Origin of the sequence: Parabacteroides sp. PH5-46 (assembly GCF_029892785.1) — a bacterium.
Taxonomy (GTDB): Bacteria; Bacteroidota; Bacteroidia; order Bacteroidales; family Tannerellaceae; genus DFXE01.
In genome coordinates this window covers 102,175-115,294 of the sequence record NZ_JARXXA010000008.1, presented here as the reverse complement: position 1 = coordinate 115,294, position 13,120 = coordinate 102,175, and the positions used below count along the sequence as shown (strand labels likewise).

The window sequence follows — 13,120 nt, the reverse complement described above, 5'->3', positions numbered from 1 at the left end:
TAATTAAACAGATATGAAAACCAAATCAATTATAGTAGGTTTGATTGCCCTCATAGTGGCAAGCACTTCTTGTACGGAATTGGAAGACAGAAGCTACCATGATATAATAGCCGATCAATTTAACCCCACGAGCGAAGACATAGCTGCACTCTTAGGATCGGCTTATGTACCCTGGAGAGAAACATTATTACTGTGGAACGGCGTAGCACGCGCTCAAATGTTGCCAAGCGACCAGGATGTGCTTCCGGCTCGCCCCAACGGATGGGTAGACGGGGGCATCTACAAGCGGATGCATCAGCACAAGTGGACTTCGGAAGAGGATATTTGTATCCAGTCTTGGGAACGTACCTATGTAGGCGTCAACGCCTGTAACCGTACCCTCTACCAGATTGAGTCCGGAGAAATAGACTTGGGAGATGAGGCAGCGTCCGTGATAGCCGAGTTGAAAGTGCTCCGCGCTTCTTATTATTATATTCTGGTGGACTTATTTGGCAATGTGCCTTTGGTGACTCGTTTTGACGTTCCCGACGGATTTCTACCCGAGCAGAGCAGCCGTCAGGAGGTCTATGAATTTATCATCACCGAGATTACCGAAAATATAGACCTCCTTACCGAAACAGTAGGCGGAGCATACTACGGACGCTTCAATAAATGGGCGGCATACAGTCTATTGGCCAAAATGTATCTCAATGCCAAAGTATTCTCCAACGGAGCGCATACCGAATGGGCAAAATGTATAGAAGCTTGCGACAAAGTGATCAATAGCGGACATTATATACTGGAAGTCGAGCAACGCCAGGTCTTCGTAACCAACAATGAGAACTCAAAAGAGATCATCATGGCCTTGGCATTCGACGAAACATACGTAACAGATTGGAATGCCTTCGATTTCCACATGTATACACTGCAACCAGCCAGTCAGGCGACTTATAACTTCCAAGCGACTCCCTGGGGAGGTGTCTGCTGCATCCCGCAGTTTATCGACTCTTTTGATCCGGACGACGAACGCCTGGAGACTTCCTTTATCAAAGGACAACAGTACGACATCAATGGCAACAGCATCAATTGCACCATGGGGAACATGAGCGGTCAGCCGCTGAACTACATCAACGAAGTACCCAGCATCGACGAATCGCAAGAGGTACACGGCGTACGCTGGGGTAAGTTTGAATATGCCACAGGGATCACCAATCGCCTGAGCAACGACTGGCCATTGTTCCGCTATGCCGACATCCTGCTGATGAAAGCCGAAGCCTTACTGCGCAACGGCAATGCAGCCGATGCAGCCACTCTGGTAACCGAAGTACGCCAGCGTAACTTCACAGACAACCCCTCCAAGGCTACCGTAACAGCCGCCGACCTGCAAAAGGGTAGCAGCTATGATTACGGACGCCGCGACGATCTGGTAGCACCTACCCACGAAGGTGGTGACGACATCCAATTCGGGCGCATGCTAGACGAACTAGGTTGGGAGTTCACACAAGAGGGGCGCCGTCGTCAGGATATGGTTCGCTTCAATGTCTTTACGACCAAGTCTTGGTTTTCACATGATAAAGACAACAGCGAACATTTGAACCTTTACCCTATCCCGCAGAAACAATTACTTACGAATAGTAACCTTAAACAAAATCCGGGATATTAATTAAAACAATACCTTTGTACCGTAGAGGCAAGGAAGTGCCTTGCCTCTACTTTTTTTCATCAACATAAACAGTACACCATGAAACGATTTGTCTGCCTCTTGTATTTTCTCTCTGTAACGATGCTTATTGGTGCGCAAACCAAGCAGCTTGTTTCCTCCTTCTCGCTTTCGGATGTGCGACTGCTCGACAGTCCCTTCCGCAATGCTCAGGAATTGGATAAGCAGTATCAACTGGAACTGGAAGCCGACCGCCTCCTGGCGCCCTTCCTCCGCGAAGCCGGCTTGCCCCCCAAAGCCGAAAGTTACACCAATTGGGAAAATACAGGCCTCGACGGGCATATAGGCGGTCATTACCTCTCCGCCTTGGCGCTCATGCATGCGTCAACAGGTGACAAACAGATCAAAGAACGGCTTGATTATATGATCAGCGAGCTAAAACGCTGTCAGGAAGCCAATGGAAACGGATACATCGGTGGCGTTCCCGGCGGAAAAGCCATCTGGGAAGAAGTAGCCAACGGAAACATCCGTGCGGGAGGCTTTAATCTCAACGATAAGTGGGTCCCTCTCTATAACATACACAAAACCTACGCCGGACTACGCGACGCCTGGCTCTACACCCAAAATGAAGACGCCAAAGAGATGCTCATCCGCATGACAGACTGGGCTATACAGTTGGTAGCTAAACTATCAGACGAGCAATTGCAAGACATGCTCAGGAGTGAACACGGAGGTCTCAATGAAACCTTCGCCGACGTAGCCGCCATCACCGGCGATGAGAAATACCTTGCCCTCGCCCACCAATTCTGCCACCAGTTCATCCTGGAGCCCCTACTCAATAAGGAAGATAAGCTAACCGGACTGCACGCCAACACACAAATCCCAAAGGTGTTAGGATTCAAGCGAATGGCCGATCTGGAAGGGAATAATTCCTGGTCTGAAGCTGCCCGCTTCTTCTGGGAAACAGTCGTTGCCCAACGCTCTGTGTGCATCGGTGGAAATAGCACAGGCGAGCACTTCAATCCCGTGAACGATTTCTCTAAAATGATAAAAAGCATCGAAGGCCCTGAAACCTGTAATACCTATAATATGCTCCGCCTCTCGAAGATGCTATACGAAACCTCAGCAGACAAGAGCTATATGGACTACTACGAGCGCGCCCTTTACAATCATATTCTCTCTACTCAGCATCCCGAGAAGCCGGGATTTGTGTATTTCACCCAAATGCGTCCGGGGCACTACCGGGTATATTCGCAGCCGCAGACCAGCTTCTGGTGTTGCGTAGGTTCCGGCTTGGAGAACCATGCCAAGTATGGCGAAATGATCTACGCTCACGCAGACAATCAGCTATACGTCAATCTATTCATCCCCTCCCGCCTCGACTGGCAAACCAAGGGTATAGAGATTGTCCAGGAAAACAACTTCCCCGATGAAGCCCAAACTAGCCTACGCATCAACCCTAAAAAGGCCACTACTTTTACCTTGAGCATCCGCCATCCGGAATGGGTGGCCAAAGGAACCTTGAAAATACGCCTTAACGGTAAAAAAATCTCCACACCGCAAGCGGAAAACGGCTACGTATCCATCCATCGTTCCTGGAAAAAAGGAGACATCGTACAAATTGAGATGCCGATGAAACTGTGCGTAGAGCAACTGCCGGATCACTCGAACTACTATTCCTTCTTCTATGGACCCATCGCCCTAGCGGCTAAGACAGGTACCGAAGACCTCAAAGGACTCTTTGCCGACGATAGCCGAGGCGGACATATCGCTCACGGAAGGCAAATACCCCTCAAAGACATGCCCATCATCGTAAGCGAGGCCGACAAACTAACATCCCTGCTTCAGCCCGTAGCAGGTAAGCCTCTTACTTTCAAACTGTATAGCCTCTACCCCGAAAGCTATAAAGATGGCCTGGAACTAATCCCCTTCTTCCGCCTGCACGAATCGCGCTACGTGATCTATTGGCCGCAAGCCACCCAGGAAAGCGTCCTGGCCTTGCAGAAAGAAATAGAGCAACAGGAAGAAGAACGCCTGAAACTGGAGAGCATCTCCGTGGACAAGGTGATATGCGGTGAGCAACAACCGGAATCTGACCACTTCGTGAAGTTCGAGCGCTCTACCACCGGCTTCATCGATGACATCCATTATCGCGAAGCCCGCAGCTGGTTCAGTTATCAACTCAAAAATAAAGGTAAGCCAGCCAGATATCTCTACATCGCTTATTTTGACAAAGATCGCTCCCGCGATTTTGACATCTATATCAACAATCAGAAGCTCACTTTCCTCAACCTATCAGGCCAGAAAGACGAAGAAATCCAATATCTGCAACTCCCCCTTTCTAAATCCCTGCAAGAAAAGGAGGATATTGAGGTGAAGTTTGAAGCCAAAGAAGGCTCGGCTACCGCCAAGGTGATAGAGGTTAGGCTGCTGTCGGGTACTCGTCTGTAGTTGCAGGCGTTTCGAAATATGTACTGAGAAGGTTCCCACTTTAGTGGGGACTCTCAAATCGAAACCGGGAAGCTCCCCTCTTTTTGCGGAAGCTTCCCGGTCTCATTTTAAAGCCTTCCGAAGACATTTTGAGAGTAAATACACATAAAGGGCGAATCCTTGCAACTGCGAAAAGAAAACATTTTTGTGGGAAGTTTTAGGATATTAAATATAAAATTGTATATTTGACACCAAATTTCGCTAACACCATGAGAAGACATCATTTATTGTGCGCTTTCGCAATCTCATTGATTGTATCAGCCTGCACTTCCGAGAAGAAAACAGTACAGCCTTTCGCCGCCGGCGAATTTAAGGAATGGGCCGCAACGCCTCCGATGGGATGGAATAGTTGGGATTGCTATGGTCCCACGGTCGAGGAACACGAAGTAAAGGCGAATGCCGATTACATGGCCGAAAAACTAAAGGCTCACGGCTGGGAATACATTGTAGTAGACATCCGCTGGTTCGTTGAAAATGATAAAGCCGGGGGCTACAATCAAACAGACCCTCGCTACGTACTGGACGAATACGGACGCTATCAACCGGCTGTCAATCGTTTTCCCTCTGCCAAGGACGGCAAAGGCTTTAAGGAACTAGCCGATTACGTACATTCCAAAGGTCTGAAGTTCGGTATCCACATCATGCGGGGTATCCCAAAAGAAGCTGTAGAAAAGAAATTATCCATTAAAGGAACAAGCGCAACAGCAGACCAGATCTACTCCACCGAATTACAGTGCGAATGGCTGCGCGACAACTATACCATCGTAGCCGGAAAACCCGGTGCACAAGAATACTACAACTCCATCTTCGATTTGTATGCCTCCTGGGGCGTAGACTTCGTAAAAATAGACGATATCACCCGCCCTTATCACAAAGCTGAGATCGAAATGGTACGCAAAGCTATCGACCAGTGCGGCAGGCCCATCGTTTTGAGTCTTTCGCCGGGTAAAACACCAGTGGCGGATGCCTCCCACGTTAAAGAACATGCCAATATGTGGCGGATGGTAGACGATGTGTGGGATTTGTGGCGCGACATTACCCACCTACTCGATGTAGCCCAAGACTGGTATCCACACATAGCTTCGGGAACCTGGCCGGATTGTGACATGATTCCGCTGGGTCGCATCTCCATCCGTGGCGAAAGAGGCGAGGATAGGATGACCCGTTTGACCAAAGAAGAGCAGTATTCTCTGATGACATTGTTCATGATATTCCGCTCGCCGCTGATGTTCGGAGGAGACCTCCCCAGCAACGACGACTTCACCCTTTCCCTGCTTACAAACAAAGAAGTACTGGAAATGCACCGCGAAGGAACCGACGTCCGTCAGGTATTCCAACAAGACAATAAAGTGGCCATCACCTCAAAGAACGGGAAAACAGGCGACATTTATCTGGCGCTATTCAACACCAGCGATACAGAAGAGCAGGAAATAGGACTCTTCCCCGAAGACCTGGAGTTACCCAATAAATCCTTCAGCGTAGTTGACTTGTGGGACGAGGAAGCGCAAGCAGTACAGGTATTCAACATGCCGTTTGCTGCAACCTTAAGACCACATGAATCAGCCTTGCTGAAAATAACCCGAATACAAGACTAATATTAACCACTATAAATTAGATTTATGAGAGCATTCTTTTTAAGTTTACTGGCAGTTATCACTCTGCCCGTTTTCGCACAACAAGTGTCGAACATCCGTGTGTACCCTGATCAAGGGAAGCAAAAGATTAACAAACACATCTACGGACAATTTGCCGAGCATCTCGGAACCTGTATCTACGGAGGACTGTGGGTAGGAACAAACTCCGATATTCCCAACACCCAGGGATACCGTACAGACGTTCTGGAAGCCTTGAAAAAACTACAAATCCCCAATCTGCGCTGGCCTGGAGGCTGTTTTGCCGACGAATACCACTGGATGGACGGCATTGGCCCGTATGCAAACCGTCCCAAAATGGTGAACAACAACTGGGGAGGAACGATTGAAGACAACAGCTTCGGAACACATGAGTTCCTGAATTTATGCGAATTACTGAACTGCGAACCATACGTCAGTGCAAATGTGGGAAGCGGCAGCGTTGAAGAAATGGCCAAGTGGGTAGAGTATGTCAATTCCGATGGCGACAGCCCAATGGCTCGCCTGCGCAGACAGAATGGCCGCGACAAAGCCTGGAAGGTAAAATTCTGGGGGGTTGGTAACGAGAGTTGGGGATGTGGCGGAAGTATGCGCCCTGAGTACTATTCAGACCTGTACCGTCGTTATGCCACTTATTGCCGCACATTTGACAACAACCGACTCTTCAAAATTGCCAGCGGTGCCAGCGACTATGATTACAACTGGACCGAAGTTTTGATGAAGAACATCGGAAGACAAATGGATGGAATTTCGCTGCATTACTATACCGTAAGCGGCTGGGATGGCAGCAAAGGTTCAGCGACCGACTTCAATAAGGAAGACTACTACTGGACTATGGGAAAATGTCTTGAAATAGAGAATGTGATCAAAAAACACATCGAAATCATGGATAAATATGACCCAAAGAAGCAAGTCGCCCTGATGCTTGACGAGTGGGGTACTTGGTGGGACGAAGAACCGGGAACGACTCGTGGACACCTGTTTCAGCAAAACACCCTGCGTGATGCCTTCGTTGCAGCTTTGTCTCTGAACCTTTTTCACAAATACTCAGAGCGTCTGCAAATGGCCAACATTGCTCAGCTGGCAAATGTGTTGCAATCTATGATCCTGACCAAAGGTAATCAAATGGTTCTGACTCCTACTTACCACATTTTCGAGATGTTCAATGTGCATCAGGACGCCACCTTCCTGCCGATGGACCTTATGTGTGAAAAAGTAAACGTGCGCGACAATCGCCAGGTGCCAATGCTAAGCGCCTCAGCTTCTCGCAACGATAAGGGAGTGATCCACATCACACTGGCCAACGTAGATGCCGACAAGAACAATCAGGTAACAATAGACCTTGACAATACGAACCTGAAAAGTGTAAACGGACGTATCCTGACCGCCTCATCCATCAACGACCATAATACCTTTGAAAATCCCAACAAAGTAAAGCCGGCGACCTTCAACGGAGCAAAACTTGAAAAAGGCAAGCTCAGCGTGAACATGCCCGCTAAATCAATCGTTGTACTGGAGTTGAAATAAGAGAGTAAAACATATTACTTTTCTTCCAAAAATAAGAATCGGCGATTGCCGGTTCTTATTTTTTTTAATATGTTTGTATTGCTATAGCCCTTTAAACATTAAGGAGCATTTAACTGTTTAGAAACAAGCAAATAAAGAACCAATAATTAGTTGTCATATGAAATTAGAAGGAAGAAGAGAAAGTTCAAATGTAGACGACCGCCGTGGGAAGGGCGGCAAAAAAGCGTCTTTGGGTATTGGCGGAACGATAATAGTCGGTTTAATTATCTGGTTTATGGGAGGTAATCCGCTAACCTTCCTCACCGAGCAGGCGGTTGGCAGCTTCTCGTCGACCTCCAATTATACCCCGACAGCCGAAGAGGAAGCGCTGGCGAGCTTCTCCAAGAAAATCCTGGCCGGCACTGAAGACGTGTGGACCGAAATCTTCCGTCAGAACGGATGGGGAGAATATCAGAAGCCCCGGATGGTGCTCTTCTCAGGAGCTGTGCAGTCCGGCTGCGGAAGTGCCTCTTCTTCTACAGGCCCGTTTTATTGCTCAGCCGATCAAACGGTGTATATAGACTTGTCTTTCTTCAAGCAAATGGAGTCTCAGCTGGACGCCGGAGGTGACTTCGCCTACGCATACGTCATCGCCCACGAGGTAGGCCATCATGTGCAATACCTGCTCGGCACCCTCAACGAGGTTCACCGCAGGCAACAAGGGCTGAGCAAAAAAGAAAGTAACCAGATGGAAGTACGTCTGGAACTTCAGGCCGACTTTTATGCCGGAATATGGGCTTATCACGACAATAAGAACTTCAATTCCATAGAGGACGGAGACATCGACGAGGGCCTGAATGCCGCCTCGCAGATTGGCGACGACCGCCTGCAAATGAAGTCACAGGGATATGTCGTTCCCGATGCCTTTAACCACGGCACCTCTGCTCAGCGCTCACGCTGGCTGAAGAAAGGGCTTTCAACTGGAAATGTGGCGAATGGCGATACTTTTTCCGCAGCATATTCACAGTTGTGAGCAGATTTCTGCTACCTTTGCGGCTTAGTATAACACAAAAAAGATAGTATGAAACCAACTTTATTTGTATTAGCTGCCGGAATGGGTAGTCGCTACGGAGGTCTGAAACAATTAGACGGCCTGGGACCCAATGGAGAAACAATCATGGACTATTCTATTTTTGATGCCATCCGTGGCGGGTTCGGAAAACTGGTATTTGTAATCCGCAAATCATTTGAAGAAGATTTCCGCAGCAAAATTATTTCTAAATACGAAAACCATATACCTGTAGAGGTAGTATTCCAGGAGCTGGATAACCTGCCAGCTGGCTTCTCAGTTCCGGAAGGACGCGAGAAGCCTTGGGGAACCAACCACGCCGTACTGATGGGAAAAGACGTGATTCATGAGCCCTTCGCTGTAATCAATGCCGACGACTTCTACGGACGCGACAGCTTCGCCGTCTTAGGAAAACAACTCACAGAGATGGCCGGCAAACAGAACGACTACTGCATGATCGGCTACCGCGTAGGCAACACATTAAGCGAAAGCGGTTCTGTAGCGCGTGGCGTATGTGAAACAAATGCCGAAGGGTACCTGACAGGCGTTGTAGAACGTACAGCTATTGAGCGCATCAATGGCGAAATTCAGTTTGCTGACGAGCATGGCAAGACCATCGTATTAGACGAAAACACCCCTGTTTCAATGAATATGTGGGGATTTACTCCTGACTACTTCCAATACTCCGAAGACTATTTCGTAGATTTCCTAAACAAGAACATGGGCAATCTGAAAAGCGAATACTTCATTCCTCTAATGGTAAATGAACTGATCACTAAAAACATCGCCAAGGTAAAAGTACTCGACACCACCTCAAAGTGGTTCGGCGTAACCTATGCCGATGACCGCCAAGGCGTTGTAGATAAAATAAAAGCATTAGTCGCCTCCGGCGAATACCCAGCCAAACTCTTTTAAGAGTTTGGCTATCACCAATTATTTTTATCTTTGCTTCTTTAAAAACAAACTGTTTATGGAGATGAAAACTATTAACTTTTGGACGTTGATTACGCTGTTTGTCCTCTCTGCCTTTACTCTACAGGCACAAGAAGCAGAGAAGTTTGCAACAATTGATACGGATATGGGGAAGATAAAAGTGAAGCTTTTTAATGACACCCCTCTGCACCGTGACAATTTTCTCAAAAATGTAGATGGCAAAATCTACGATGGCCTTTTATTCCACCGGGTAATCAAACAGTTCATGATACAGGCAGGAGATGTAACCTCTAAAGATGCTCCCCTGGATAAACAACTGGGTAGCGGCGACCTGAGTTACACCATCCCGGCAGAGATCATTTACCCCAAGTACTTCCACAAAAGAGGGATGCTTTGTGCGGCCCGTACTTCCGATGAAAACAATCCCGAGCGAGCTTCTTCCGCCACTCAGTTCTACATCGTAACAGGTAAACACTATACGGAAATGGAACTTGATAAAATGAGCAGCACGCAGAATATAGAGTTTAGTCCCGAACAAAAAGAGGCTTATATGATGCAAGGAGGTGCTCCCAGTCTGGATAATAAATACACAATATTCGGTGAAGTAGTTAGCGGTATGAAGGTAGTAGACAAAATTCAGTTTACACTCACAAACGAATTTGACCGCCCCCTGAAAAATATCAAGATTAAATCCATGACAGTTTCAAACAAGTAGAGACAAGGCATTACCTTGTCCCTACTTGCTAAAAGCTTTCCACAAATTGTCTTTCGGAACCGGAGCTATAATTTCTATTTCTTCTTTGGAAACGGGATGGATAAACCCGGCACTGCGGGCATGCAAACTGATACTTCCGTCGGGATTGGAACGATCTGCACCATATTTTAAATCGCCCTTGATAGGACATCCGATCTTTGCCAACTGACAACGGATCTGATGATGGCGCCCCGTTTTTAAGTCAACTTCCAATAAGTAATAATGATCCGAGCTTGCTATTAACTTATAATGCAGGACAGCCTGTTTCGTATTCGGGCGTTCCTGATCATAAGCATAGCTTTTGTTCTGTTTCTCATTACGCTCCAGCCAATGAGTCAGATCGTCTTCATCCCTAGGAGGTTGATTCTTTACAATAGCCCAATATGTCTTTTTCACCTTACCCAGTCTAAACATCTCATTTAAACGCGATAAGGCCTTGCTTGTCTTTGCAAAAACAACCACACCACTTACAGGGCGATCCAACCGGTGCGTTACGCCAACAAACACATTGCCGGGCTTCTGATATTTCGCCTTTAGCCACTCTTTCAGTATGTCGGAAAGAGGCTTATCACCGGTTTTATCCCCCTGTACAATCTCGCCACTACATTTATTAATGACGATAATATGATTATCTTCGTAAAGAACGTCCATTAAGTGTTCATTCCGCCATCACAGTGGATGGTTTGTCCGCTTACATAAGAAGACAGGTCGGAAGCTAGGAATGTTGCTACGTTAGCCACATCTTCCGGCGTACCTCCACGGCGTAAAGGAATTTGCTTTGCCCATTCGGCTCTCACTTCATCAGACAAGGCTCCTGTCATATCTGTAATAATGAAGCCCGGAGCAATAGCGTTGGCACGAATACCACGTGAGCCCAACTCTTTTGCAATACTCTTGGCCAAACCGATCATCCCAGCTTTTGACGCTGAATAGTTGGCTTGTCCGGCATTCCCTGAAACGCCTACTACAGAAGCCATATTGATGATGCTTCCGCTTTTTTGTTTCATCATAACAGGAGTAATGGCATGAACAAAGTTAAAAGCAGACTTCAGGTTTACGTTAATCACCATATCCCACTGTTGTTCAGTCATGCGCATCATCAATCCGTCACGCGTAATACCGGCATTATTTACCAGGATGTCGATGCGTCCGAACTCTTTTACAATCTCATCTACAACCTGATGTGCATCTTCAAAACTTGCAGCATTAGAGGCATAACCTTTACCTTTTACTCCCAGAGCTTCAATCTCTTTTTGAGTAGCCAACCCATTTTCGTCAATAGCCAAATCAGTAAACGCTACATTTGCGCCTTCAGCAGCAAACTTAAGGGCAATAGCCTTGCCAATTCCACGTGCAGCTCCTGTAACCAAAGCCACCCTACCTTCTAATAACTTCATATCAATTAAATTTACCCCCCTACCCCCTAAAGGGGGGGATAAGACATTAAATAATATATAAATCCCCCCCCTTTAGGGGGCGGGGGGTCTTAACACTTTATCAAACATGCTCCGGCAGAATAACCTCCACCAAAGACTGTTATAGCTACCAAATCATCCTTTTTAAACATATGTTCGTTCTGCGCATATACCAAAGCTGAGCTTACAGAGCCTGTATTACCCAGTTCTTCAATGTTATGAAGAAATTTTTCTTCTGGCAAATCCAGTTGTTTGGCAATGTTAGACATAATACGCATATTAGCTTGATGGCCGATGAAATAAGATAAATCATCGAATGTGTAACCATTCTTTTCCAGCAGATACAATACATTTTTAGGCATATAAGTACACGCTTGTATAAATACGTCGCGACCTTCCGGCATCATAATACCGCCATCACGCGGACGAAGCTGTACTGCATCCGGTCCCTTGCTGATATGGCCCAGACCTTCCGTAAAGATGTCTAACACCATCTGATCCTTCTCTGTTACACGCTCCTTAGAGATAAAAAACGCTGCTGCTGCATCTCCCCATAAATGACCGGATTTGGGATCATCTTCATTCGAGTAGGCCGAGTTTTTATCAGCCGATAAGATCAAAGCCTTCGAGGCCTTGTTCATCGCAAAATACCCCTCTACTATTTCCAGTGCATTTAAAAAAGAAGAGCAGGCCGAAGAAATAGAAAAAGTTTTCGCCTTTTCTATTTTATGTTCACGCTGAGCCACATGAGCAGCTGTAGCTACCGTATCATAAGGAGAATAAGAAGCTGAGATTATCAAATCTACTTCTTTAATATCATAAGATAATTTATGAAGCGCATTCTGTACAGAAAGAAGCCCCATTGTCGTAATATTTTCTTCCGGCTTTGCTTTTGATCGTGTTATAATACCAGTACGTTGTTCTATCCACTCACTTGTCAACCCATTCACTTCTAAAAAGTGATCGTTATGTACACGCTCTTGGGGCACATAAACACCTGTCGCATTAATAAACATCCCTGTTTTTTTACTTAATCTTTATTCCGTTGAGTATTAAATTCATTATATTCTCTCTATGCCTTATTTTTTCTGAAACCGAAGCGCCCATCTGTCCTCTGATGTAAGGAACTTCAAGACCCTTCAGCGCATGATGTAGTATTTTAGCTGTTATATCAATATCCGGCATTTGAAAGATACCTGTTTCCACTCCCGAGTTCAATATACCTTTAATAATCTCCATTTCCCGCAAATCGAACTCTTTACGTACCTTCTCCACACGCCATATATCACGAAAGAAGTTAGCACGCAACGTTCCATTGCGAAATACAATCGATTTTACAGCACTTAGCCTCGTATACAAAAAGGTCATCAGTTTTTCATCCGCCGGCAGGTCTTTCTCGGCAACTTCAAGCAGCATTTCATACAGCTTATTGAGTTCACTTTCCACCACCGCCTGGTAGATATCTTTCTTACTTTTAAAGTAAGTATATAATGTACGACGTCCTTTCTGGGAGGCTTGGGCAATGTCATTCATGGTCGTATTATCTACGCCCATACGAGCAAATAGTTGCCTGGCTACATCCACCAACATATCGCGCGTTTTTGAAACAGTCATTGCCATCTAATTGCACACTTTAATTAAATCTGTGCGCAAAGTACCTAAAAAAGATTGTATTTAGCAAGG

The 13,120-nt window shown here is 46.4% G+C and carries 11 protein-coding genes; 7 read left to right on the top strand and 4 right to left on the bottom strand.

All coding sequences use genetic code 11. The features are described from left to right. Window positions 1-13: 13 nt before the first annotated feature. From M2470_RS10235 to M2470_RS10205, 7 genes are all read left to right on the top strand, one after another. Window positions 14-1,642, top strand: a complete 1,629-nt coding sequence (locus M2470_RS10235) for a RagB/SusD family nutrient uptake outer membrane protein (RefSeq protein ID WP_280744908.1) — start codon at window positions 14-16, stop codon at window positions 1,640-1,642. Window positions 1,643-1,762: 120 nt separating this feature from the next. Further along, window positions 1,763-4,090, top strand: coding sequence for a glycoside hydrolase family 127 protein (locus M2470_RS10230; protein ID WP_348524216.1), 2,328 nt, complete (start codon window positions 1,763-1,765; stop codon window positions 4,088-4,090). A 248-nt stretch (window positions 4,091-4,338) separates the two neighbouring features. Beyond that, window positions 4,339-5,724 (top strand): glycoside hydrolase family 27 protein, encoded by a 1,386-nt coding sequence (locus tag M2470_RS10225; RefSeq protein WP_280744910.1) that lies wholly within the window; start codon window positions 4,339-4,341, stop codon window positions 5,722-5,724. Between the two features lie 24 nt (window positions 5,725-5,748). After that, window positions 5,749-7,287 carry an alpha-N-arabinofuranosidase gene (locus M2470_RS10220; RefSeq protein ID WP_280744911.1) on the top strand — a complete coding sequence of 513 codons (1,539 nt, stop codon included), beginning with the start codon at window positions 5,749-5,751 and terminating at the stop codon, window positions 7,285-7,287. 157 nt (window positions 7,288-7,444) lie between these two features. Further along, window positions 7,445-8,299, top strand: a complete 855-nt coding sequence (locus M2470_RS10215; protein WP_280744912.1) for a neutral zinc metallopeptidase — start codon at window positions 7,445-7,447, stop codon at window positions 8,297-8,299. A 48-nt stretch (window positions 8,300-8,347) separates the two neighbouring features. Then, entirely contained in the window at window positions 8,348-9,250 is a 903-nt protein-coding gene (locus M2470_RS10210; RefSeq protein WP_280744913.1) for a nucleotidyltransferase, read from the top strand. Window positions 9,251-9,311: 61 nt separating this feature from the next. Continuing rightward, on the top strand, window positions 9,312-9,983 hold the full coding sequence (locus M2470_RS10205; RefSeq protein WP_280744998.1) for a peptidylprolyl isomerase: 672 nt from the start codon (window positions 9,312-9,314) through the stop codon (window positions 9,981-9,983). Window positions 9,984-10,004: 21 nt separating this feature from the next. Here M2470_RS10205 and M2470_RS10200 read toward each other — a convergent pair whose 3' ends face one another. The 4 genes from M2470_RS10200 to M2470_RS10185 form a co-directional block, all read right to left on the bottom strand. After that, window positions 10,005-10,673: an RluA family pseudouridine synthase gene (locus tag M2470_RS10200; RefSeq protein WP_280744914.1), complete on the bottom strand. Its 669-nt coding sequence runs from the start codon at window positions 10,671-10,673 to the stop codon at window positions 10,005-10,007. Then, window positions 10,673-11,419, bottom strand: coding sequence for a 3-oxoacyl-[acyl-carrier-protein] reductase (gene fabG / locus M2470_RS10195; RefSeq protein ID WP_280744915.1), 747 nt, complete (start codon window positions 11,417-11,419; stop codon window positions 10,673-10,675). Before fabG ends, M2470_RS10200 begins: the two co-directional genes overlap by 1 nt. Window positions 11,420-11,508: 89 nt before the next feature. After that, window positions 11,509-12,453 carry a ketoacyl-ACP synthase III gene (locus M2470_RS10190; RefSeq protein WP_280744916.1) on the bottom strand — a complete coding sequence of 315 codons (945 nt, stop codon included), beginning with the start codon at window positions 12,451-12,453 and terminating at the stop codon, window positions 11,509-11,511. Window positions 12,454-12,463: 10 nt separating this feature from the next. Further along, window positions 12,464-13,057 carry a TetR/AcrR family transcriptional regulator gene (locus M2470_RS10185; protein WP_280744917.1) on the bottom strand — a complete coding sequence of 198 codons (594 nt, stop codon included), beginning with the start codon at window positions 13,055-13,057 and terminating at the stop codon, window positions 12,464-12,466. Window positions 13,058-13,120: the final 63 nt, after the last annotated feature.

What these genes read in the sequence shown, in the direction of transcription:
- M2470_RS10235 (WP_280744908.1), top strand. Translation starts at nt 14, where the DNA reads ATGAAAACCAAATCAATTATAGTAGGTTTGATTGCCCTCATAGTGGCA.
- M2470_RS10230 (WP_348524216.1), top strand. Translation starts at nt 1,763, where the DNA reads ATGCTTATTGGTGCGCAAACCAAGCAGCTTGTTTCCTCCTTCTCGCTT.
- M2470_RS10225 (WP_280744910.1), top strand. Translation starts at nt 4,339, where the DNA reads ATGAGAAGACATCATTTATTGTGCGCTTTCGCAATCTCATTGATTGTA.
- M2470_RS10220 (WP_280744911.1), top strand. Translation starts at nt 5,749, where the DNA reads ATGAGAGCATTCTTTTTAAGTTTACTGGCAGTTATCACTCTGCCCGTT.
- M2470_RS10215 (WP_280744912.1), top strand. Translation starts at nt 7,445, where the DNA reads ATGAAATTAGAAGGAAGAAGAGAAAGTTCAAATGTAGACGACCGCCGT.
- M2470_RS10210 (WP_280744913.1), top strand. Translation starts at nt 8,348, where the DNA reads ATGAAACCAACTTTATTTGTATTAGCTGCCGGAATGGGTAGTCGCTAC.
- M2470_RS10205 (WP_280744998.1), top strand. Translation starts at nt 9,312, where the DNA reads ATGAAAACTATTAACTTTTGGACGTTGATTACGCTGTTTGTCCTCTCT.
- M2470_RS10200 (WP_280744914.1), bottom strand. Translation starts at nt 10,673, where the DNA reads ATGGACGTTCTTTACGAAGATAATCATATTATCGTCATTAATAAATGT.
- fabG (WP_280744915.1), bottom strand. Translation starts at nt 11,419, where the DNA reads ATGAAGTTATTAGAAGGTAGGGTGGCTTTGGTTACAGGAGCTGCACGT.
- M2470_RS10190 (WP_280744916.1), bottom strand. Translation starts at nt 12,453, where the DNA reads ATGTTTATTAATGCGACAGGTGTTTATGTGCCCCAAGAGCGTGTACAT.
- M2470_RS10185 (WP_280744917.1), bottom strand. Translation starts at nt 13,057, where the DNA reads ATGGCAATGACTGTTTCAAAAACGCGCGATATGTTGGTGGATGTAGCC.